At 72.3% G+C, this 21830-nt stretch carries 20 protein-coding genes and 1 pseudogene; 11 read left to right on the top strand and 10 right to left on the bottom strand.

All coding sequences use genetic code 11. The annotated features are described in order from the left end of the window. Window positions 1-54: 54 nt before the first annotated feature. The 3 genes from BJ981_RS23160 to ppk2 form a co-directional block, all read right to left on the bottom strand. On the bottom strand, window positions 55-1020 hold the full coding sequence (locus tag BJ981_RS23160; RefSeq protein ID WP_184613680.1) for an SGNH/GDSL hydrolase family protein: 966 nt from the start codon (window positions 1018-1020) through the stop codon (window positions 55-57). Continuing rightward, a complete protein-coding gene (locus BJ981_RS23155) occupies window positions 1017-2135 on the bottom strand; it encodes a glycosyltransferase (RefSeq protein WP_184613677.1) in 1119 nt (372 codons plus the stop codon). The genes BJ981_RS23160 and BJ981_RS23155 overlap by 4 nt, the downstream gene beginning before the upstream one ends. Window positions 2136-2471: 336 nt before the next feature. Next, complete coding sequence (gene ppk2, locus BJ981_RS23150; RefSeq protein ID WP_184613675.1) at window positions 2472-3320, bottom strand: polyphosphate kinase 2; 849 nt, start codon at window positions 3318-3320, stop codon at window positions 2472-2474. A gap of 240 nt (window positions 3321-3560) precedes the next feature. On the opposite strand from ppk2, the gene BJ981_RS23145 reads away from it, so the two are divergent. From BJ981_RS23145 to BJ981_RS23135, 3 genes are all read left to right on the top strand, one after another. After that, the gene (locus tag BJ981_RS23145) at window positions 3561-4472 is read left to right on the top strand and encodes a hypothetical protein (RefSeq protein ID WP_184613673.1); all 912 of its coding nucleotides are present in this window, start codon (window positions 3561-3563) and stop codon (window positions 4470-4472) included. A gap of 261 nt (window positions 4473-4733) precedes the next feature. Then, a complete protein-coding gene (locus BJ981_RS23140; protein WP_184613671.1) occupies window positions 4734-5618 on the top strand; it encodes an SCO6745 family protein in 885 nt (294 codons plus the stop codon). 90 nt (window positions 5619-5708) lie between these two features. Continuing rightward, a complete protein-coding gene (locus BJ981_RS23135) occupies window positions 5709-6806 on the top strand; it encodes an ADP-ribosylglycohydrolase family protein (protein ID WP_184616337.1) in 1098 nt (365 codons plus the stop codon). Between the two features lie 7 nt (window positions 6807-6813). Here BJ981_RS23135 and BJ981_RS23130 read toward each other — a convergent pair whose 3' ends face one another. Next, on the bottom strand, window positions 6814-8802 hold the full coding sequence (locus tag BJ981_RS23130; RefSeq protein WP_184613669.1) for an ABC transporter ATP-binding protein: 1989 nt from the start codon (window positions 8800-8802) through the stop codon (window positions 6814-6816). A 25-nt stretch (window positions 8803-8827) separates the two neighbouring features. Continuing rightward, complete coding sequence (locus BJ981_RS23125) at window positions 8828-10561, bottom strand: ABC transporter ATP-binding protein (RefSeq protein WP_184613667.1); 1734 nt, start codon at window positions 10559-10561, stop codon at window positions 8828-8830. A gap of 277 nt (window positions 10562-10838) precedes the next feature. Here BJ981_RS23125 and BJ981_RS23120 point away from each other — a divergent pair, with 277 nt between their 5' ends. The 4 genes from BJ981_RS23120 to BJ981_RS23105 all read left to right on the top strand — a co-directional run bounded on the left by BJ981_RS23120 (window position 10839) and on the right by BJ981_RS23105 (window position 14338). After that, entirely contained in the window at window positions 10839-12143 is a 1305-nt protein-coding gene (locus BJ981_RS23120; protein WP_184613665.1) for a serine hydrolase domain-containing protein, read from the top strand. A 269-nt stretch (window positions 12144-12412) separates the two neighbouring features. Next, on the top strand, window positions 12413-13459 hold the full coding sequence (gene bla / locus BJ981_RS23115) for a class A beta-lactamase (protein WP_184613663.1): 1047 nt from the start codon (window positions 12413-12415) through the stop codon (window positions 13457-13459). A gap of 145 nt (window positions 13460-13604) precedes the next feature. Further along, entirely contained in the window at window positions 13605-13955 is a 351-nt protein-coding gene (locus tag BJ981_RS23110) for a DoxX family protein (RefSeq protein WP_184613661.1), read from the top strand. A gap of 26 nt (window positions 13956-13981) precedes the next feature. Beyond that, on the top strand, window positions 13982-14338 hold the full coding sequence (locus BJ981_RS23105; RefSeq protein WP_184613659.1) for a nucleotide pyrophosphohydrolase: 357 nt from the start codon (window positions 13982-13984) through the stop codon (window positions 14336-14338). Between the two features lie 25 nt (window positions 14339-14363). On the opposite strand, the gene BJ981_RS23100 is transcribed toward BJ981_RS23105, so the two are convergent. The 3 genes from BJ981_RS23100 to BJ981_RS23090 form a co-directional block, all read right to left on the bottom strand. Beyond that, a complete protein-coding gene (locus BJ981_RS23100; RefSeq protein WP_184613657.1) occupies window positions 14364-15179 on the bottom strand; it encodes a DUF899 family protein in 816 nt (271 codons plus the stop codon). Window positions 15180-15310: 131 nt separating this feature from the next. Beyond that, entirely contained in the window at window positions 15311-15871 is a 561-nt protein-coding gene (locus BJ981_RS23095) for a dihydrofolate reductase family protein (RefSeq protein WP_184613655.1), read from the bottom strand. A gap of 111 nt (window positions 15872-15982) precedes the next feature. Beyond that, window positions 15983-17020 (bottom strand): AF_0692 family protein, encoded by a 1038-nt coding sequence (locus tag BJ981_RS23090; RefSeq protein WP_184613653.1) that lies wholly within the window; start codon window positions 17018-17020, stop codon window positions 15983-15985. A 175-nt stretch (window positions 17021-17195) separates the two neighbouring features. Here BJ981_RS23090 and BJ981_RS23085 point away from each other — a divergent pair, with 175 nt between their 5' ends. The 4 genes from BJ981_RS23085 to BJ981_RS23070 all read left to right on the top strand — a co-directional run bounded on the left by BJ981_RS23085 (window position 17196) and on the right by BJ981_RS23070 (window position 20788). Further along, window positions 17196-18437: a sensor histidine kinase gene (locus BJ981_RS23085; protein ID WP_239139001.1), complete on the top strand. Its 1242-nt coding sequence runs from the start codon at window positions 17196-17198 to the stop codon at window positions 18435-18437. An 80-nt stretch (window positions 18438-18517) separates the two neighbouring features. Continuing rightward, window positions 18518-19201 carry a response regulator gene (locus BJ981_RS23080; protein ID WP_184613644.1) on the top strand — a complete coding sequence of 228 codons (684 nt, stop codon included), beginning with the start codon at window positions 18518-18520 and terminating at the stop codon, window positions 19199-19201. A gap of 91 nt (window positions 19202-19292) precedes the next feature. After that, entirely contained in the window at window positions 19293-20003 is a 711-nt protein-coding gene (locus BJ981_RS23075; RefSeq protein ID WP_184613642.1) for an NADPH-dependent F420 reductase, read from the top strand. Between the two features lie 125 nt (window positions 20004-20128). Beyond that, on the top strand, window positions 20129-20788 hold the full coding sequence (locus BJ981_RS23070; RefSeq protein ID WP_184616460.1) for a hypothetical protein: 660 nt from the start codon (window positions 20129-20131) through the stop codon (window positions 20786-20788). 91 nt (window positions 20789-20879) lie between these two features. Here the strand turns inward: BJ981_RS23070 and BJ981_RS23065 are convergent, their stop codons facing one another. Together BJ981_RS23065 and BJ981_RS39690 are read right to left on the bottom strand one after the other, a co-directional pair. Further along, complete coding sequence (locus BJ981_RS23065; protein ID WP_184616459.1) at window positions 20880-21125, bottom strand: hypothetical protein; 246 nt, start codon at window positions 21123-21125, stop codon at window positions 20880-20882. Window positions 21126-21277: 152 nt separating this feature from the next. Further along, window positions 21278-21637 (bottom strand): annotated as a pseudogene (locus tag BJ981_RS39690) (GDSL-type esterase/lipase family protein); the annotation flags it as partial. Window positions 21638-21830: the final 193 nt, after the last annotated feature.

Raw genomic sequence — 21830 nt, 5'->3', positions numbered from 1 at the left:
ACGCGACGGGGCGACGCGCACTCGCGCACGGCGCCGGGGGCGGGAGGCACGGGGTCACGCGCCGGAGGCGGCGGCGGGCGCGCCTCCGGGCGGGCCGAGGCGCCGCAGCACGGCGTCCAGCTCCGAGCGGAGCAGGTCGTCCAGCGTCCCGGTCCTGCCGCGGATCTCGTGCCACGCCTCGCTGGCGACGAGCCCGCAGAACTGAGGGAGGAAGTCCCGGGACCTGCGCACGACCCACCCGGTGCCCTCGACGGCCATCCACCGCGCGCTCGCCCACGCCGACGGCTCGCGCCCGGCCGGCTCGGGGCTCGGCGGCGTGATGCCGGCGTGACCGTGCTCGGCCAGCCCGGCCGCGAACAGGCGGGCCAGCAGCCGGTGCCCGCGCTCGCTCGGGTGCAGCCTGTCCACCCCCCACATGCGCCGTTCGTACAGCGACGGGTGCGAGCCGAGGTCGACGTGGACGGTCCCGTACGCGCCGGCCAGGTGGTCCAGGACGGCGTTCACGCCGTGCACGCGGCGCGTGAGCGGGCGGCGCACGAAGTCCGGGATGCCGAGCATGAGCCCGGGGTCGGGCAGGCGGGCGGTGAGGACGGTCGCGCCCGTGCCGCGCAGCCCCGCGACGACGCGTTCCAGGGCGCCGGCGATGACGGCCAGGTCGAAGGAGCCGCGCAGCGTGTCGTTGACGCCCGCGAGCACCGTGGCCAGCGTCGGCCGCAGGTCGAGGGCCCTCGGGAGCTGGCCGGACGCGAGGTCGCGCGCCGTCGCGCCGAGGTCGGCGAGGTTGGTGAACTCGACCGTCCCGGGCAGCGATCCGGCGAGCAGGGCCGCCCACCCGCGCCAGCCTCCCCCGGGTGCCGGGTCGCCCATCCCGACGGTGACGGAGTCGCCGAGCGCGACGAGCCGCACGGTCACCGGCGCGGTCGTCGGCGCGGTCACCGGTGCGGTCATCGGTGCGGTCATCGGCTCGGTCATCGGCTCGGTCATCGGCTCGGTCATCGGCTCGGTCATCGGCTCGGTCATCGGCGCGCCCCCTGGGAGTCCGGGACCGCGTGCGCGGCCAGGAAGCCGCCGACCGCGGCCGGCCAGCCGTACCGTTCCGCGCGGCGGCGCGCCGCCCGCCGTCTCTCGCCCTCGTCACGGGCCAGCAGGTCCTGGATCGCGTCGGCGTACGCGCGCGGGTCGTCGTCCACGGCCGCGCCCGCGTCGCCGACCACCTCGGGCAGCGCGCCGTGCCGGGACACCACGACGGGCGTGCCCGCGGCGAGGGCCTCCAGGGCGGCCAGGCCGAACGTCTCCACCGGCCCCGGCGCGACGACCACGTCCGCGGTGGCCAGGAGCCTGGCGATCCGGTCGCGGTCGGCGACGTGCCCGAGGAACGTCACCGGCAGCCCCGCCGCCCGCGCCCGCAGCGCCGCGCGCCGGGGGCCGTCCCCCGCGACGACGAGCCGGGCGGGGACGCCCCTGCGGCGCAGCTCGGCGAGGGCGTCGATCGGGCGGTCCGGGCGCTTCTCCGCCGACAGCCGGCTGCAGTGGACGATGAGCGGTTCGCCCGGTGCGCCGGGCGGCCCGGGGTCGCGGTGGCGCGGGTGGAAGCGGTCCAGGTCCACCCCGAGCGGCACCTGGACGAGGTTGGGCACGCCGAGCCGGCGGAACTCGGCCGCCGCCCACGCGGTCGTGCAGACGACGACGTCGAAGTCCGCCGCCGTGGCGCGGTTGAGCCGGTCGGCCAGCGGGCGGACCGGCGTCCCGTCCGGGGCGAACAGGCGCAGCAGGCCGTCGAGGCTCTCGTGCGAGACCATGACCGAGCGCACGCCGCGCGACCGCGCCCAGCGGCCGGTCCAGCGCAGGGTGGTGCGGTCGGACACCTCCAGCCGGTCGGGACGCAGCGCGTCCAGCAGGCGCCGCAGCGGCCGGCGGGCGGTGAGGACCCGGTATCCGCCCGTGCCAGGGACGACCGGGCCGGGAATCGTGATGACGGTGCCCGCCGGGGTGTCCCGCGTGGCCGCCGCCGGGCCGGGGATCACGAGGATCGGTTCATGCCCGGCGGCCCGGTAGCCGGATCCGAGCTCGTTCAGCGCGGTGCGCAGCCCGCCCGACCGGGGGGCGACGAAATTGGCCAGCCGGACGATCCTCATCTGCCATCCCCGTACACCTCTCGATGCCTACGGGACGAATGATGAGCGTGCCGACTACCAGTAGAGATAACCCGATATTGCGTAATTAAGAACCTTGCCCAACATGCCCGTGCCCACCCCGCCGCCCCTCCCGGCAACGGCCGGCGCGGCCCTGGACCCCCGGACGGTCCCACTCCGGCATGGACGGTGGGCCGCGCCGACACGGCGTCAGGCGCGGGCGCGCGGCCGACCGGGGCCGGCCCGCGCGCTCGCTGGGCCGCCGATACGGGCCCCTCCCCCTCCCCGCTCCCGACCGGACCGGGTCGACCGGTTCAGGTCAGTGCTCGGCGGGACGTGTCAGGCGTGGGCGCGCAGGGTGGCGGCGTGGTCGGGGACGCGGCCGCGTTCGTTGCGCGGCAGGCGGCGGTAGCCGGACGACGGCGGGCGCGGCGGGAGCTCCAGGGGCGGGCGTTGCACGTCGTGATAGGGCACGCTGCCGAGCAGGTGCGCGATCATGTTGATCCGCGCGCTGCGCTTGTCCTCGCTCTCGACCTCGTGCCACGGCGCCTCCGGGATGTCGGTGTGCACCAGCATCTCGTCCTTGGCCCGCGAGTAGTCCTCCCAGCGCGTGATCGACTCCATGTCCATCGGGGACAGCTTCCACCGCCGCATGGGGTCCTCCAGCCGCGACCGGAACCGGCGCTCCTGCTCGGCGTCGCTGACGGAGAACCAGTACTTGCGCAGCAGGATGCCGTCCTCCACGAGCAGCCGCTCGAACAGCGGGCACTGGCGCAGGAACCGCGTGTACTCCTCGGGGGTGCAGAACCCCATCACCCGTTCCACGCCGGCGCGGTTGTACCAGCTCCGGTCGAACAGCACGATCTCCCCGGCGGCCGGGAGTTCTTGGATGTACCGCTGGAAGTACCACTGGGTGCGCTCGCGTTCGCTCGGCACCGGGAGCGCCACGATCCGGGCGACGCGCGGGTTGAGGTACTCGGTCACCCTTTTGATCGCGCTGCCCTTGCCGGCCGCGTCCCTGCCCTCGAACAGCACGACCAGCCGCGCGCCCTCGGCCCGCACCCATTCCTGCAGCTTGACCAGCTCGCCCTGCAGGCGGAACAGCTCGGCCTCGTAGACCTTCTTGCGGAGCCGCCCGTCCTTCCCCTTGGCCTCGGCGCTCTTTCCCGCGCCACCGTCGCCGCCCATGCGGACCACCTTCCCGTTCCGTCCCGGCACTCCCCCGCCGTCCCGCCCCGGGAGGCACGCGGCGGGGACGCGCCGATCCCGGCACGCCGTGCGCCGTCCTCTACTATGCTCGTCGCCCGTGATCAGCACCAACCCGGCCGTACCGGACAGCGGAGCGGCGGCCGCGACGGCGATCACCCACCGGCGGCCCGGAACGGCGGGCGGCCGCTCCTCTCTTCGACCTCCGACGGGCGGGCATTCATGAGCGATCACCGGCACTACGAGTTCCTCGCACTGGACCACCCGCTCGCCCCGGACGAACAGGCGGAGGTCCGTGCCATGTCGGCCACCGCGGAGGTCACCGCGACCCGCTTCGCCGACTCCTACGACTCGGGTGACTTCGGCGGCGACGTCCCGGCGGTGCTGGAGCGCTACTACGACGCGCACCTCTACACCGACGGCGCGGGCACCCGCGAGGTGATGCTGCGCCTGCCCGTGGACGCGCCCGGCCTGCCCGCCGTGGAGGCGTACCTGGTCGACGACCAGGTGGACGCGTGGGTCTCCTCCTCCGGCGACCACCTCATCATCGACCTCATCAGCCAGGACGGCGACACCCGGGCCGTCGCGGCGAACGGGACCGCCCTGGTCAACGGGACCGCGCGCGCCGGCGACCCGGGGAAGGCCGCCGGGACCGTGGCGGGCGGCGGGTCCTCCTCCGCCGTCACGGGCGTGCGCGCCGAGCTCGCCTCCGGCGACCTGCGCCCCCTCTATCTGGCCTGGCTCGCGGCCGTCGGCTCCTGGGAGCGGGACGAGGACGCGTTCGAGGAGGACTTCGAGGACGAGCACGAGCCTCCGGTGCCGTCCGGCCTGAACCGGCTCACCGAGCCGCAGCGGGCGCTGGCCGAGTTCCTCCGCCTGGACCCCGACCTGCTCGCGGTCGCCGCGTCCGCCGAGACGCCCGTCGACCAGGCGCCCTGGATCGCCGCCCTGCCCGCGAGCCAGAAGGACGCGCTGCTGCTGCGGGTGCTGCGCGGCGAGGGCGAAAAGGTCCGGCAGGACCTGCTCCGTCACCGCCCCGCCGGCGACGGCGCGCCGCGGCGCACCGTCGGCTACCTCCTGGACACCGCCGCCGAGACCCGCCAGGCCCGCGAACGCGCGAACGCGTCGAACTGACGTCCCGGCCGCCTGCCGCTCAGGCCGTTCCGCGTCCGCCCGGCCGTGGTGGCGTCATACGACCGGCGCGCCACTGTGCGGTACCCGGCGGGGTCATTGGATAGCGGAGCTGTTTAAATGAGGTGCCTTCCGAGGTCAGGACCGCCCGCCGCCCGTTCCGCACGGCATGGCGCGGGACCATGCCCAGGCCACACCCTGGAGGCGCACGTCGAGCGGCGCCCCGCGGCCGAAGGGGTGCTTGGCAGGAAAGGTTGAAATCGGATGACCCAGGATCCCGGTCTCGCACGGCGGATGTGGCACCAGATCGAACCCGTGCACGCGCCGTTCTGGTACTCCCCCGAGGTGTTCGCCGAGGCGGCGGCGCTCGGTTTCGACGTGGAGAGCCGCTGGCCGAGCTACTTCGCCTGGCGCTCGGCGCCGCTCGGCGCGCCGGGCGCGGAGCTGGTCGCGTCCACGTTCTACAGCTTCAGCCCGCGCATGGTGGGCGAGCACGTCCCCGCCTCCTGGACGGTCGCGCCCCCGGCACGGATTCTCGAGGCCCGGCCGCGCGCCGTCGACCGCATGTACCGGGCGCTGCTGGGCGAGGAAGGGCTCCGGGACCCGGGGATCGCCGAGGCCGCGCGCCTGCTGCGGGAGGCCGCCGAGGCCGCCGCGCACGCCGGTCGCCCGCTCGCCGCCGCGAACGCCGCCCAGCCGTGGCCGGACGAGCCGCACCTGGTGCTGTGGCAGGCCATCGCCGTGCTGCGCGAGCACCGGGGCGACGCGCACGTCGCGGCGCTGCTGACCGCGGGCCTGGACCCCTGCGAGGCGCTCGTGTCCTTCGCGGCGATCGGCGCCGCGCCGGTGGAGACCTTCGCGAGCCGGGGGTGGACGGACGAGGAGTGGGCCGCCGCGTGCGAACGGCTCGCCGCCCGCGGCCTGCTGGACGGCGACGGCGCCGCGACCGAGCGCTGCCGCGAGCTGCGCGAGTCGATCGAGCGGATCACCGACGACCTGGCCTTCGCCCCGTGGCGCGCCCTCGGCGCCGAGCGCTGCGAGCGGCTCGCCAAGCTCCTCATGCCCCTGCTGATCTCCGCCCTGGAGTCGGGCCTGCTCCCGTCCTCCAACACCCTCGGCATCGGCAGGATCCCCGCTCCGTCCCGCTGAGGCCGGCCCCCGCCGCCGGACCGGTCACATGCGTCCCCCGATCCCGCTACGGTCGCTCTATCCGGCGGAGAGGGGATCATCGTGGCGGGCATGGTGAACATGGTCGGCGGGCTGGAGTTCGGCGGCCGGGTGCGCGGCTGTCTGATCGGCGGGGCGGTGGGGGACGCGCTGGGCGCGCCGATCGAGTTCGACTCCATCGCGGGCATCCGGGCGGCGCACGGGCGTGGCGGCATCACGGACTTCGTCCCCGACCGGCGGGGACGGGCGGGGCTGATCACCGACGACACCCAGATGACGCTGTTCACGGTGGAAGGACTGATCCGCGCCGGCGTCCGCGCCCGGGACCGGGCCGCCGGGGATCCGGACGGCGAGGTGAGCGTCGTGCGTGACGCCTACCTGCGCTGGCTGGACACCCAGCGGTTCGGCGCGCCGCCTCCCGCCGACGGCCGGGTGCGCAGCGGGCGGCTGCGCGAGCAGGCGTGGTTGTACGACCAGCGCGCGCCGGGCAACGCCTGCCTGTCGGGCCTCGGGCAGGACCTCGGCGCGCCGGCCGCGCCGGGGACGCCGGGCGCGGTGAACCCCGACTCCAAGGGCTGCGGCACCGTCATGCGGTCGGCGCCGTTCGGCCTGGCGTTCCGCGATCCCCGCCGGGCGTTCGGGCTGGCCGCCGCGTGCGCGCAGATCACCCACGGCCACCCCACCGGCTATCTCGCCGCGGGCGCCTTCGCCGCCCTGGTCTCCTCCATCGCCTACGGCGGCACGCTCGCCGGGGCACTGCGGGACACGCTCGCCCTGCTGGCGGAGCAGCCGTCGAACGCCGAGACGACCGCCGCGCTCGACGCCGCCGTCAAGCTGGCCGCCAAGGGCGACCCCACGCCCGAGGCGGTGGAGCGGCTCGGCGGCGCGTGGGTGGCCGAGGAGGCGCTCGCGATCGCCGTCTACTGCGCGCTGGCGCACGAGGCCGACGCCGAGCGCGCGCTGCTGCTCGCCGTCAACCACTCAGGCGACAGCGACTCGACCGGCGCCATCTGCGGCAACATCCTCGGCGCGCTGCACGGCGAGGCCGCGCTCCCCCGGCGCTGGGTGTCGCGGCTGGAGGGCCGCGACACCATCACGGCGCTGGCGGACGACCTGACGGCCTGGCTCACCACCGGCCAGGCCGACCCGGACGCCTATCCCGGCTTCTGAGAACCTGTCACCCCCCGGCTGGCGCGGGGTCCCCCGTGAGGGCTCCGGCGAACTGGGAGGCGTACAGGCGGTGGTAGGCGCCCTGGGCGGCGAGGAGCTCGGTGTGGGTGCCGTGCTCGACGATGCGCCCGGCCTCCATGACGAGGATCAGGTCGGCGTCCCGGATCGTGGAGAGCCGGTGGGCGATGACGAAGCTGGTCCGGTCGGCGCGCAACGCGGCCATGGCGTGCTGCACCAGGACCTCGGTGCGGGTGTCGACCGAGCTGGTGGCCTCGTCCAGGATGAGCAGCGACGGGTCGGCGAGGAAGGCGCGCGCGATGGTGATGAGCTGCTTCTCGCCCGCGCTGACGTTGCCGCCCTCCTCGTCGATCACGGTGTCGTAGCCGTCCGGCAGGGTGCGGACGAACCGGTCGACGTAGGTGGCCCTGGCCGCGGCGTGGATCTGCTCGTCGGTGGCCGTGGGGTCGCCGTAGGCGATGTTGTCGCGGATGGTGCCGCCGAACAGCCAGGTGTCCTGGAGCACCATGCCGATGCTCCCCCGCAGGTCCTCGCGGCGCATGGCGGTGATGTCGACGCCGTCCAGGGTGATGCGCCCGGCGTCCAGCTCGTAGAAGCGCATGACGAGGTTGACCAGCGTCGTCTTGCCCGCGCCCGTCGGGCCGACGATCGCGATGGTGTGCCCCGGCTCGGCGACCAGCGACAGGTCCTCGATGAGGGGCCGCTCGGGGTCGTACCGGAAGGACACGTTCTCGAACTCCACGCGCCCGCGGCGGGCGGCGGGGAGCGCGGGCTCGGCCGGGTCGGGGGTCTGCTCCTCGGCGTCCAGCAGCTCGAAGACCCGCTCGGCCGACGCCACGCCCGACTGCAGCAGGTTCGTCATCGAGGCGACCTGGGTGAGCGGCTGGGTGAACTGGCGGGAGTACTGGATGAACGCCTGGACGTCGCCGAGGCTCATCGCCCCGGTGGCGACGCGCAGGCCGCCGACGACGGCGATGGCGACGTAGTTGAGGTTCCCGATGAACATCATCGTCGGCATGACGACGCCGGAGATGAACTGCGCGCCGAAGCCCGCCTTGTAGAGCTCCTCGTTGCGCTGCCGGAAGACCTCCTCGACCTCGGGGCCGCGCCCGAACACCTTGACCAGCTCGTGGCCGGTGAACGCCTCCTCGATGTGGGCGTTCAGGGAGCCGGTGTGCGCCCACTGGGCGACGAACAGCTTCTGCGACCGCTTGGCGATCATGCTGGTGACGACCATCGAGACGGGGATGGTGACCAGGGCGATGACCGCGAGCAGCGGCGAGATGAAGATCATCGTGGCGAGCACGCCGACGACGGTCAGCAGCGAGGTCAGCAGCTGGCTCAGCGTCTGCTGCAGGGTCTGGGAGACGTTGTCGATGTCGTTGGTGACGCGGCTGAGCAGCTCGCCGCGCGGCTGGCCGTCGAAGAACTTCAGCGGCAGCCGGTTGAGCTTGTCCTCGACCTCCGCCCGCAGCCGGTACACCGTCCGCTGGGTCACGTCGTTGAGCAGGTAGCCCTGCAACCACATGAACGCCGACGCCGCCACGTACAGGCCGAGCGCCCACGCCAGGGTGGTCCCGAGCGCCGCGAAGTCGATGCCGTGGCCGGGGACGAGGTGCATGCGGGCGAGCATGTCCGCGAGATTGCCGTTGCCCGAGGCCCGTGCGGCCGCGACGGCCTGCTCGGCGGTCGTCCCCGCGGGGAACTGCCTGCTCACGATGCCGCTGAAGATCAGGTCGGTCGCGTGGCCGAGGATCTTCGGCCCGATGACGGAGAACGCCACGCCGGCCACGGCGAGCGCGATCACCGCGAGGATCCGCGGGCGCTCGGGGTCCAACCGGCGGATCAGCCGCCGCGCGGACGGCCCGAAGTCCATCGACTTCTCCGCGGGCATCCCGCCCCCGAAGGGCCCCCGCCCGAACGGGCCGCCGCCCGCGGGCGGCCTCGGACGCGCGGGCGCCACGGTCCGGTCGCTCATTGTGCCCCCTCTTCCCGGATCCGGCTCACGCGGCGGTCTCCGCGGTCATCTGGGACTCCACGATCTCGACGTAGGTCGGACAGGTGTCCAGCAGGTGCTCGTGCGTCCCGGTCCCGACGATGACGCCGTCGTCCAGGACGATGATCTGGTCGGCGTCGGCGATGGTGGACACCCGCTGGCCGACGATGACGACGGCGGCCTCGGCCGTGTGCGGGCGCAGCGCGGCCCGCAGCCGGGCGTCGGTGGCCAGGTCGAGCGCCGAGAACGCGTCGTCGAACAGGTAGATCTCGGGCCGGCTGACCAGCGCGCGGGCGATGGACAGGCGTTGCCGCTGCCCGCCGGACACGTTGGTGCCGCCCTGCGCGATCGGGGCCTCCAGCCCTTCCGGCATCTCCTCGACGAAGTCGCGGGCCTGCGCGACCTCCAGCGCCTCCCACAGCTCCTCGTCGGTGGCGTCGGGGTTGCCGTACCGCAGGTTGCTCGCCACGGTGCCGCTGAACAGGTACGGCTTCTGCGGCACCAGGCCGATGCGCGTCCACAGCGTCTGCGGCTCCAGCTCGCGGACGTCAACGCCGTCCACCAGCACCACGCCGGAGGTGACGTCGAACAGCCGCGGCACCAGGGAGATCAGCGTGGACTTGCCCGAGCCGGTGCTGCCGATGATCGCGGTGGTGGTGCCCGCCGCGACGCGGAAGGAGATGCCCGACAGGACGGACGCCTCCGCCCCCGGGTACCGGAACCCGACGTCGCGCAACTCCAGCTCGCCCCGCGTGCGCCCTTCCGTCACGGGACGCTCGGCGGCGCGCACGGAGGACTCGGTGTCCAGCACCTCGACGATGCGCTCGGCGCAGACGGCGGCGCGCGGGATCATGATGGAGATGAACGTGGCCATCATCATCGCGGTGAGGATCTGCATCAGGTACATGAGGAACGCGGTGAGCGCGCCGACCTGCATCTCGCCGCTGTCCACCCGGGCCGCGCCGAACCACAGGACCGCGACGCTGGAGGCGTTCAGGATCAGCATCACGGTCGGGAAGATGAGCGTGGTGAGCCGGCCGACGCGCAGCGCCGTCCCGGTCAGCGCGTCGTTGGCCTCGGCGAACCTGCGGGTCTCCTCGCGTTCCCTGACGAAGGCCCGCACGACCCGGATGCCGGTGAGCTGCTCGCGCAGCACGCGGTTGACCGCGTCGATGCGGGTCTGCATGGCGCGGAACTGCGGCACCATGCGGACGACGATGAGCCCGATCGAGGCGAGCAGCACCGGGACGCACACCAGCATCAGCCAGGACAGGCCGACGTCCTGGTGCAGCGCCATGATGACGCCGCCGAACCCCATGATGGGCGCGGAGACGAGCATGGTGCACGTCATCACGACGAGCATCTGCACCTGCTGCACGTCGTTGGTGGTCCGCGTGATCAGGCTCGGCGCCCCGAACTGCGACACCTCACGGGTCGAGAACCCGACCACCCGGTGGAACACCGCCGACCGCACGTCACGCCCGAACCCGGCCGCCACCCTGGCCCCGTAGTAGACCGCCGCGATCGAGCAGGCGATCTGCAGCAGCGAGACGGCGAGCATCCAGCCGCCCGCGGTCAGGATGTAACCGGTGTCGCCCCTGGCCACGCCCTGGTCGATGATGTCGGCGTTGAGGCTGGGCAGGTACAGCGCGGCGATGGTGCCGATGAGCTGGAAGACGACGACGGCGGTCAGCGCCGCCGCGTGGGGCCGTAGGTGGGTGCGCAACAACCGGCTCAGCACGGGTCCACCCCGGCGACCCCGGCACGACTAGAGGACGAAGTCACTCGGGTCAGGCTATAGCAGCACCTGTCAGCGGCTCCTCTGGTTTTTCCGTCAGCGGAACGCGGCGGAACCGACATTACGCCCCGTCCACCGGGGTCTATCCGGCTGACCATTCAGCTCACGGTACGACGAAGGACGATGTCAAAGATCCGTCCCGAAGAGGAGGAGCGGCCCGCGAACGGTTGCGAGGCTCGAAGCGACGCAACCAATCCGGATCACAGGAGGAACACCCGCGATGGCGTTCGCTCGCTTCTCCCTCCGCAAGGCGGTCACCGCCGTACTCGGCGCCGGCACCGCGCTCTTAACCTGGACCGCGGTCACCGCGCCACCCGCGACCGCGCAGACCTTGCCCCCCCGGACCGCGCCCGCCGGTACCGCGCTCGACCGGCAGGCCCTCGCCAGGACGCTCGGCGCGGTCGTCGACGCCGGCATGTACGGCACCTACTCCAGCGTGCGCGACACGCGGGAACGATGGCAGGGCGCGGCCGGGGTCGCGGACGTCCGGACGAAACGGCCGGTAACCCCCGGCATGCTGCAACGGGTGGGCAGCATCTCCAAGACCTTCACGGCCGTCGCCGTGCTCCAGCAGGTCGCCCGCGGCCGGGTCGACCTGGACGCGCCGATCGGGCGCTACCTGCCCGACCTGGTGCCCGGCCCGCGCGGCCAGGCCGTCACGGTCCGCATGCTGCTGAACCACACCAGCGGCATCGGGGACTACATCCTCGGCGCGTTCCCCTCTCTCGCACAAGGATCCCCGGCGAGCCTCGACGAGAACCGGTTCCGCACCGCCCGTCCCGAGGAACTGGCGCGGATCGGCCTCAATGCCCCGGCGACCGGCGAGCCGGGCAAGGTCTGGTCGTACTCCAACACCAACTACGTCATCGCGGGCCTCCTGCTGGAGAAGGTCACCGGCACCGACGCCGCGACGTACATCACGCGCGAGGTCATCCGCAAGGCGGGGCTGAAGGACACCGTGATCCCCCGCACCCCGTTCATCCCGGGGCCGCACTCCAAGATGTACGAGTCGCTCTACGGCCTGATCGACCCGCCGCGCGACTACAGCGTCTACGACGGCTCCTGGTACTCCACGGCCGGCGCCGTCGTCTCCACGATGAGCGACCTCAACACCTTCTACCGGACGCTGCTCAGCGGCCACCTGCTCGGACAGCGCGAACTGGCCGAGATGCAGCGCACCGTCCCGGTCACCGACGAGAACGGCAACGTGGTCATCCGCTACGGCCTCGGCATCTACGCGCAGAACATGCCCTGCGGCCAGTTCTGGGGCCACGACGGCGCCGTGTTCGGCGCGGGCACCTTCTCCCTGTCCAGCCCCGACGGCGCGCGCCAGGTCTCGCTCGGCATCAACCTCATGAAGTACCAGCGCATCGACGAGAACGGGAACGTCGAGGAACACCCGATCGACCTGGCCCTCGGCACCCACATCCTCCAAGCCCTCTGCGGCCCCTCCACCCCGACGACCCTCACCCGGCTTCCCTTCACCCCCTTCCCGACCGAAAGCCTCGCGGCCAAGACCCGCTAGCGAACTCCGGCGGGCGCGCACGGCCACCTTTCTCCCGCGCCCGCCGGAACACCGGACCGGCGGGGTACCGCATCGGCGGGAGGTCACGACCGGCGGACGAGCCGGGGACCCGACCGGGAAATCCCTGCGGCACAGGCCATGAAACCGTGCCCTGAACAGTGCCGATACGGAGACCGATATCAATGATCGACCGCCGTCGATATTGGACGGTCTCCATTTCGGTCTGATGTCCTTCTTTCACTCCGTCGATCGAGAGCGAAGGAAGTGAAATGCGAGACCCGTCACCCCGCCGCGTCGCCGCGGCCCTCAAGGCGACCGGCCTGGCGATCTCCCTCCTGCTGCCAGGCGCCGCCTGCGGGACGCCCTCGGCCTCGGCGACACCCCGGACGCCCGCCACGACCGCCCCGCGCGGAACGGCCGGGACCACGCCGCCCGGAACGGCCGCGGTTGCGCCGTCCGTCCGCGAAGACCCTCAGGCCCCCTCCCGCGAGGCCGACGCCCGCCGCCGCCTGCGCGCGCTGGAGAAGTCGTTCAAGGGCCGCATCGGCGCGTACGCCATCGACACGGCCACCGGCAGGACGTTCGCCCACCGCTCCGGCGAACGGTTTCCCATGCTGTCCACCTTCAAGGCGACGGCCGCCGCGGCCGTCCTGGACAAGGCCCGCACGTCCGACCCCGGCCTCATGAACCGGGTCGTCCACTGGACGCGAGCCGAGGTGAAGCCGAACTCGCCGGTCACCGAGAAGCACGTGAAGGACGGCCTGACCGTCGCCCGGCTGTGCGAGGCCGCCCTCACCCGCAGCGACAACACCGCGGCCAACATGCTGCTGAAGCAGATCGGCGGACCGGCCGGGCTGACCCGCTACTTCCGCGCGCTCGACGACAAGGTCTCCCGCCTCGACCGACGGGAGACCGAGCTCAACGAGTGGCGCCCCGGAGAGAAGCGGGACACCACCACCCCCGCCGCCATGGCCGGCACCCTGCGAGAACTCACCACCGCACCCCCGCCTGGCCCCGCCGGTCGTCACGCACTCGATCCCCGGGACCGCGCCCGCCTGAACGCCTGGCTCCGCGCGAACAAGACCGGCGACACCCGCATCCGCGCCGGCCTCCCCGAAACCTGGCTGGTCGGCGACAAGACGGGCTCATCCTCGTCCTACGGCTCCGCCAACGACATCGCCATCGCCCACCCGCCGGGCGGCGCACCCTTGATCATGGCCATCTACACCAGCCGCCACGCCGCCGACGCCCCCTACGACGACAAGACCGTCGCCACCTCCGCCACCATCCTCGCGCGGGCCCTCGGCAAGCTGTGACCCGCCTCAGGACCCGCCCCTCACCCGCGCCCTCGGCAAGCTGAGACGCGGCACAGGCGCGCGTCCGCTCCTCCCCCGGTCACCTTTCCCGCGGCGGCGACGTCATCAGGGATGACCTGTCGGCTCCGCACGGGGGAACGGACGAATGCACACCGCCTACGTGATCGTCACCATCATCACGATCATCGCCAACGCCGGAATAGCCGTGGCCGACTTCCGCCGAGCCGAGTTCGTCCTCGCGAACTCGGCCGAGGTAGGAGTCCCCCACCGCCTCATCCCTCTCCTCGCCGCCCTGAAAGCCGCCGGCGCCGCGGGCCTCCTCCTCGGTCTGCTGGGCCTCCCTTTGATCGGCCCTGCCGCCGCCACCGGCCTCGTCCTCTTCTTCATCGGCGCGGTAGCCGTCCACCTCCGCACCCACGTCCTCCACAACCTCGCCTTCCCCGCCACCTACCTCGCCCTGGCCCTGGCCACCTTCATCCTTTTCTTGATCAGGTGATTCGGTCGTACCGGTAGCGTGCTCGCATGAGTGAGCTTGACGGGCTGGCCGAGCGGCTGCGGGAGTTCGTGCGGGTCAGGGACTGGGGGCGGTTCCATACGCCGAAGAATCTGGTGATGGCGCTGGCCGGTGAGGCCGGGGAGCTGCTCGCGGAGTTCCAGTGGCTGACGCCCGCGGAATCGTCCACGGTCATGGACGATCCGGAGGCGGCGGCTCGGGTGCGTGCCGAGATCGGCGACGTGCTGCTCTACCTGGTCCGCCTGGCCGACGCCTTGGACATCGACCTCCTGGAGGCGGCACACGCCAAGCTGGACGAGAGCGACAGGCGCTACACCGTGGAGGAATACCGCGGTTCGGCCAGGAAGGCCCCGCCCCTCACCTGAGCGCCCGGCCGTCGATGTCGGCGCGTCAGTGGTGGTGGCCGTTCCGGCCGAGGTCGTCCTCGGGGGTCACGCCGGGGCGGGTCCACTGCGGCGCGGGGCGGCTGGTGGGGCCCCAGGTGGCGACGCCGTCGGCGCCCGTGCGCCAGTACCAGCAGATCGGCGCGCCATGCCCGCCGACCGGGGCGCCGACCTGCGGGGCCTCGGGCCAGCCCTCGGGGTTGTCCTCCCACGCCTCGCGGCGGCCGTAGGGCGTCATGTCGAGCAGGCCCAGGAACCCGCTGACCGGCTCGTTGCCCCGGCCTGTCGTGGAGTAGGTGAGGAACGCACGGTCGCCGTCGCGCAGGAACGAGGCGATGTACCCCATCTCTCCGCCGACCGGCTCCTCCACGTCGCGTACCGAGTACCAGGGCTGGGTGTAACCCATGAACCCGACGTAGGGGGCCACCTCGTCCCAACGGCCCGTGGTCAGGACGGCGAACGAGACGCCGCGGGCGTTGAGGTAGACCGCGTCGTTCACGGCCCAGGCCGTGGTGGTGCAGCCCTCGCACTGGCCCTGGTGCGGCGCGCCGTCGTACCACATGTGCTTGTAGACCACGAGCTCCTCGCGGCCCTGGAACAGGTCCAGGAACGGGACCGGCCCGTCGGGTCCGACGACCTCCACCGTGCCGTCGAACTCCACCATCGGCAGCCGGCGGCGGGCCGCGGCGATGGCGTCGCCCTCGCGGGTGTGGGCCTTCTCGCGGACCAGAAGCTCGTCACGGGCGGCCTGCCAGGTGGCCAGGTCCACGATGGGCGGACGGCCGGGCAGCGCGGCGGCCGGGTCACTCGGCATGGTGGTCATGGTGTCCTCCGTGGTGTCTCGTACCGGGCGGCGCCGTAGACACGGTAACGGCGCGGCGGTACAACGTGGGTGCGTAGGGGGCCGTGGCGGGGTCGGCGCTCGTCTTGCCGAGCGGTCCCGGCCACACTCCGCTAGACGCGGTCGTACCGCATCACCACCACCTGAGAATCGCAGGTGCGCGACTCGGTCAGCCGCAGCCCCAGGCGCTCGTCGCGCGGGACGAACAGCGGCCGGCCACCGCCGAGCACGACCGGGTGCACCGCGATGTGGTACTCGTCGATCTGGCCGTGGTCGGTCAGCGCGGCGGCCAGGCCGGAGCCGCCGGTGAGCAGCAGGTCCTTGCCGTCCTGCCGCTTGAGCTCGGCGACCTGCTCGGCGAGGTCGTCGCCGATGATCCGGGTGGCCCAGTGGGCCTCCTTCAGCGTCCTCGAAAAGACGATCTTCGGCGTTTCGCGCCAGAGAGGGGCGAACTTCAGGACGTGCGGGTGGTCCGACATCGACTCGGCGTTCGGCCAGAAGGCCGCCATGCCCTCCCAGACGCCGCGCCCGTACAGGAAGGTGTCGCAACGGTCGCTCAGCGCCTCGGAGTACGCCGACAGCTCCTCGCCCATCACGGGCCAGTCGAATTCACCCTTCGGGCCGTCGATGTGGCCGTCGATCGAGGTGTGCACCCAGAAAATGATCTTACGCATGTCTTTCTTCCTTCTGCTGATGTATGTCCGGCTTCTGTTCTCTCCGCCTTCGCAGGTGAGTCGGAGCCATGACGAGGTCCTCTACATCTGGCGGCAAGATTTTTCTTCGAGCTACCGCGTCCGCGCCGGAGCCGGGCGACGGCGGCCGAGCAGCGCCAGCAGACCGACCGTGACCAGCCCCAGCGCGGACAGCTCCAGCTTGTCGGCGAGGGTGGCGGCGTTGGCCACCACTCCGAACGCGGTGTGCCCCACCAGCGCCCCGCCGGCCAGGCAGAGGCCGTGCCGGTCCGTCCACCCGCCGCTCGCCGTCCACCGGCGCACCAGCCACCCGGCCACCACCGCGAGCACCGCCGCGCCCAGCATCGGCGCCGCCACCCAGCCGCCATGCGTGAAGGCGGGCTGATCGGCCCCGCCGAACGGGAACAGCAGCGCCAGATACCCGAACCCCGCCACCACCCCGAAGCCCCCCACCGCCCAGGATCCGGGCACCGCCCCGGCCCGCGTACCGTCCACCGACGATGGAGAGGCAACGGACGCGTCGAGGGCAGGGGGCGGGAGCACGCGCAGGGCCACCACCGCCAGCAGTGCCACGGCCGCCACGCACCCCGCCGGCACGGTGACCGGCGCCTGGTAACCGGGGTCGATGGAGGTCGCCACGGTCACCCGCAACAGCAGCCCGCCCAGCACGAACACCACTCCGGCCACCACGACCCCCGTCCGCTTCAGGTACGGCCGGTCACGCAGGGACGGGAACACCAGGTCGGCCAGAAGGATCGGCAGCGCCACGCTGAACACGGCGTGGTAGACCAGGTTGAGCTCGGCGTAGGCGCTGTTGATCCCGAGGAACCTCGGCGCCCACCCGGCCACCCCGTACATGGTCGGGCTGCTGAGCGCCTGTAGGACCAGTCCCTCTTCGACGATGCCGTACGCCAGTCCGAGCAGCAGGATCGACGGCCAGCCCCCGCGGCGCCGTCGCACCAGCTCCCGGATCAGCACCGTGCCGGCGCCGTAGATCGGGATCCACAGCAGCATCAGCCAGATCCTGCTGAGCGGCGGGTTGCCCAGCGTCAGCTCGGCGATGACCGGGGTGATCACCGCGAGCAGCGACGCGGCGCGCCGGCGGCCCTTGGGGAGGTCGCGTGCGTTCATGGGGCCAGCGTGCCGGGCGGCGAGAGCCCGCCTCTGCCGGCGGACGGCCGGAACGTGTCAGCCCAGGTCGCTTCCGCCGGACACTTCCGGCCCCCCTCTTGGCGACTTTCGTCGTGCTCCGCCGGCGACCTCGGTTTCTCCTCCGGGGCTCCGGCGCGGGCTACGATCGACGGTTGTGTTCCTGACCAGCGCGGACGAGGTGCGGATCGGCGGGATGTGGTCGCGGCGCGGCCGGATCGTGGACCTGGGCGGGTTCGTGCCCGCGCTCGCCGGAGCGGTGGCGGTGGTCTGGGGCGACCTGGCGCGCGGTCCGGGCTGGTACCTCGTCGCCGACCTGGTGGGCGGCGCGCTGGCCTGCGCGGGGGTGTGGCTGTGCCGGCGGTGGCCCGTGTCCGCGGGGCTGGGGGTGATCGCGCTGTCGGTGCCCGCCGCGTCCGCGTCGGTGGCGGCGGGGATCGCCGCGCTGATCGCGGCCCTGTACCGGCGGCCGCGCGTGGCGATCGCGGTGGGAGCGGCGGGGGTGGCGGCGACCCTGGTCAGGTTCGCGTTGCGGCCGCCCGGGCTCGCGCCGTATCCGGTGTGGGCGCTGGTCGGGGTGCTGTTCGGGGTGGCGGTGACCGCGTGGGGGATGCTGGCGCGCACCCGCCGGGAACTGGTGCTGTCGCTCGCCGAACGGGCCCGCCGCGCGGAGGCCGACCAGCGGCTGCGCGCCGATGAGGCCCGCCGCGCCGAACGGCTCGGGATCGCCCGGGAGATGCACGACGTCCTCGCCCACCGGTTGTCGCTGCTGGTGGTACACGCGGGCGCCCTGGAGTTCAACGGGGACGCGACGCCCGCCGAGGTCGCGGAGGCGGCCGGGGTGATCCGGTCGAGCGCCCGCCTGGCACTGGAGGAGCTACGGACCGTCGTCTCGGTCCTCCGCGACCCGGCACGGGACACCGGGTCGCCGTCGGCCGACGGGGCGGACCTCGGGGCGCTCGTGGCGGAGTCGCGGCGGGCCGGGATGCGGGTCGAACTGCGCGATCACGGGATACGCCTGTCCGAGACGCCGGACGCGGTAGCCCGCGCCGCGTACCGAATCGTGCAGGAAGGCCTCACCAACGCACGCAAACACGCACCCGGACAGCCCGTCACCGTGCTCGTCTCGGGCACGAGCGGTGCCGAACTCGTGGTCGAGGTACACAACCCGCTGCACGGCGGACCGACCGCCCTCACGGGGACCGGGTCCGGCGCGGGGCCGGCCGGATCGGCGGGGACTGGGTCCGGGGCGGAGCCGGCCGGACTGGCGTCGACCGGGGCCGGCGCGGGGCTCGCCGGACTGGCCGAGCGGGCGTCGCTGGCCGGTGGCCGGCTGGAGTACGGGCAGACGGCAGACGGCCGGTTCCGGCTGACGGCCCGGCTGCCGTGGCCACTGTGAGAACGTGGGCACTCCACCGTGAGAACATGACCGACACCGCCGTGAGAACGTGGCCACGCCGCGGTGAGGCCCTGACTAGCATGGCCCGGGTGACAGCCGACGGGAGCAGCGCGCCGATCCGGGTGCTGATCGTGGACGACGACCCCCTCGTGCGCGCCGGTCTGACGTTGATGCTCCGAGCCGCCCCCGACCTGCACATCGTCGGCGCGGTCGCCGACGGCGGCGAGGTGCGGAGCGCCGTGGCCGAGCACGGGCCGGACGTGGTGCTCATGGACATCCGGATGAACGGCCTCGACGGCATCGAGGCGACCCGGCGGCTGCGGGCCGGTGTCGGGGCGCCCGAGGTGCTGGTGCTCACCACGTTCGACGCCGACGACCTGGTGTTCAGGGCGCTGCGCTCGGGGGCGAGCGGCTTCCTCCTCAAGGACACCCCACCCGAGGGCATCGTGGACGCCGTCCGCAAGGTCATGGCGGGCGAACCGATCCTGTCGCCGAGCGTCACCCGCAAGTTGATCGCCCACCTGATGCCCGAGGAGGAGAACCAACGCCGTGCCGACGCCCGTCAGATACTGACACGGCTGAGCGACCGAGAACGCGAGGTCGCCCTGGCAGTAGGCCAGGGCAAGCCGAACGCGACGATCGCCACGGAACTACACATGAGCGTCGGCACCGTGAAGGGCTACATCTCCCGCATCCTCACCAAAACAAACCTGGACAACCGCGTCCAACTAGCCCTCATCGTCCACGACGCCGCCTTCGGCTAACCGCCCGGAACGTCGGCTCGATGATGACGGCTGGGGCCGTGGCACATTCCAGGTAGGAATAACGGGGTCCCGGAGCCTGGTTGTCGCGGTCATGACGACTCTCGGACTGATCGGCAGTGGGAACATCGGCGGCACCCTCGCCCGGTTGGCGGTCGCCGCCGGCCTGGACGTCGTGCTGAGCAACTCCCGTGGCCCGCACACGCTGACCGCACTCGTCGACGAACTCGGCCCGCGCGCCCGCGCCGCCACCCCGTCCGAGGCCGCCGCGGCAGGCGACTGGGTCGTGGTCACCGTCCCCTTCCACGCCTACCGCCAGATCCCGGCGGAGCCGCTGGCAGGCAAGATCGTCCTGGACACCGGCAACTACTATCCGGCCCGCGACGGCCAGATCCCAGAACTCGACACCGACCAGACCACCACCAGCGAACTGGTCCAGCGGCACCTGCCGAACTCCAAGGTCGTCAAGGCGTTCAACAACATCTACTTCAAACACCTGACCGCCCTAGCCCGCCCCGCGGGCGCCCCCGACCGCTCAGCCCTCCCCATCGCCGGTGACGACCCCACCGCCAAAGCCGCCGTCACCGCCCTACTCGACACCCTCGGCTTCGACACCGTAGACGCCGGCCCCCTGTCCGAAGGCTGGCGCTTCCAACGCGACACCCCCGCCTACGCCACCCTCTACGCGAAGAACCCCCAAAACCTCGGCCTCACAGCCGACGACCCCGGCTCCCCCGTCACCGCCGACACCCTCCGCACCGCCCTCTCCCGCGCCCGCCGCCACAGCGACACCGCACGGGACTGACGGGCGTCGTCGCCGGCCCAGGGTCGGCGCCGTGATTCCGCGTAGTCCGTCACAAGCGGAAACCTGTGATCTGAACGCTGTTCACGGATCTGTGATGGCAGAGGCTCCCATGGCAGAGTTGCGGGGTGGGCGTGACAGAAGACGCATTCCTGAGCCTCGTTCATGGATGGGTGCGCGCGGCGTGCCAGGAGTGGAATTATCCCGAGGTATCCGACTCCTACTTCGCCGCCGTCCATCAAAGGGTTCCCGCAGGGGTACGAGCCTTGGTCGCGGCGGCCCACCATGATGGAGTCATCAAGCCGGTCGGCGGCTACCGTTTCACGCTGCTCGGTCTGGCGCCCGGGAAGGGGCCCTACGCCTGGGTAAGCCGCCATAACGAACAGCGGACGCCATCGATCAATTGGGAGTATCTGGTCCAGGCCGTGGAATACGCCCGGCTCTATGCGGCACTGGCTCCCAAGGGATACCTCATCGCCATGGAGGACCGGCTCATGGACATCACCGTCTCCGACGCGAGCGGAACGCTGCAGTGGGACATCGAGGTCCAGGAACGCGCCGCCGAGATACCCGCCTTCCTGCAACGCCTCGCCGCACACGGTCACGCAGGCGTCGACCTCGACGCGCCGGATCGCGGCAACGACCCACTCCGCAAGGCCAAGTACCTGCTCCGGCACCGCCCTCTCTACTTCTCCGCAGCCGCCATCGGCCTGCGCCGCGACTTCCAGGTCACCTACGCGACCGGCAACAAATTCATCCTGATCGACGACATGGTGCCGTTGACCTGACTCACCGTGCCGAACCGCAGTTCGCCGGCGCAGGGTAAGACGTGAGCTTGGCGGCGTGCCACATCGCGAGCGAGCCCAGGAAAAGACAGGATCATTCGAGGGCGTCCAAGTGACGTAAGTGATCGCGCATCTCGTTCGTCCGCGCGTAGGCACGTAGGTCGTCCATGGAGGGGGGCGGCACCTCCAACTGACCTGCGAGTGCCTCGGCGCGAGCCGCCAGGTCGGCTCGGGTTCGTACCTCGTACAGGCGTGCCATGCCGAGGACGCGTTCCTGTACGGCGCGGCGCCGTACATCGCTGTCGTTGCACCATGCCTGGATGAAGTGGTTCTTGCGCATGTAGAAGGACCCGACACCGCTGGGTGCGAGTTTCGGCGCGCCGGTGAAGGCATGGAGACGTGCTTGCCGGATCCCCACCGCGCCCCGATCTCCGATCGGATCGCCTCGTTGAACCGCGGGATTCTCGTCTGGGTCGGCCCCCAGTAGGACGGGACGAGGGTCGAGACCAGGACGATCACCTTGGGGTCGGCCCGGAGGATCTGGTCGATGAGGCCGCCGAGCCTGGCCGACGCCCTGGCCGGGTCGTCTCCGTTGCTCATGTCGTTGGTGCCGATGTGCAGCAGCACCACGGTCGGTCGGTACGTGGCCATCGCCGAGTCCGTGATGGCGGCGAGCTGGGAGATCGTCCAGGTGGGGCGTCCTTCGTGGGCGTCGGGCGCCGGACCGGAGCGTTGCGAGCCGACGAACGCGACGCCGGCCCCGTCTTCTCGCAGCAGCCTGTCGAGGGTCGGCCGGTAACCGCCGCCGTTCGAACTGCCCGTGCCATAGGTGATGGAGTCGCCCAGCGGCATGACGCGCAGCTCCCGCTGAAGGTTCGATCCGACTCCGGCCCATGCCGCCGTCTCATCGGCGATCAGCTGCTCCAGGTCCTCGAACCGCCCGCCGAGATCTTGCACTCTCTGGCCGACGGTGCCACCGAACCAGCGGTCGAGCCGGGGCACCTGATTCCTGATCCACCCGCCGGCCTTCTTGATGGCCGCGGGG

Source organism: Sphaerisporangium krabiense (assembly GCF_014200435.1).
GTDB lineage: Bacteria > Actinomycetota > Actinomycetes > Streptosporangiales > Streptosporangiaceae > Sphaerisporangium > Sphaerisporangium krabiense.
This window is presented reverse-complemented; position numbering and strand designations above follow the sequence as displayed.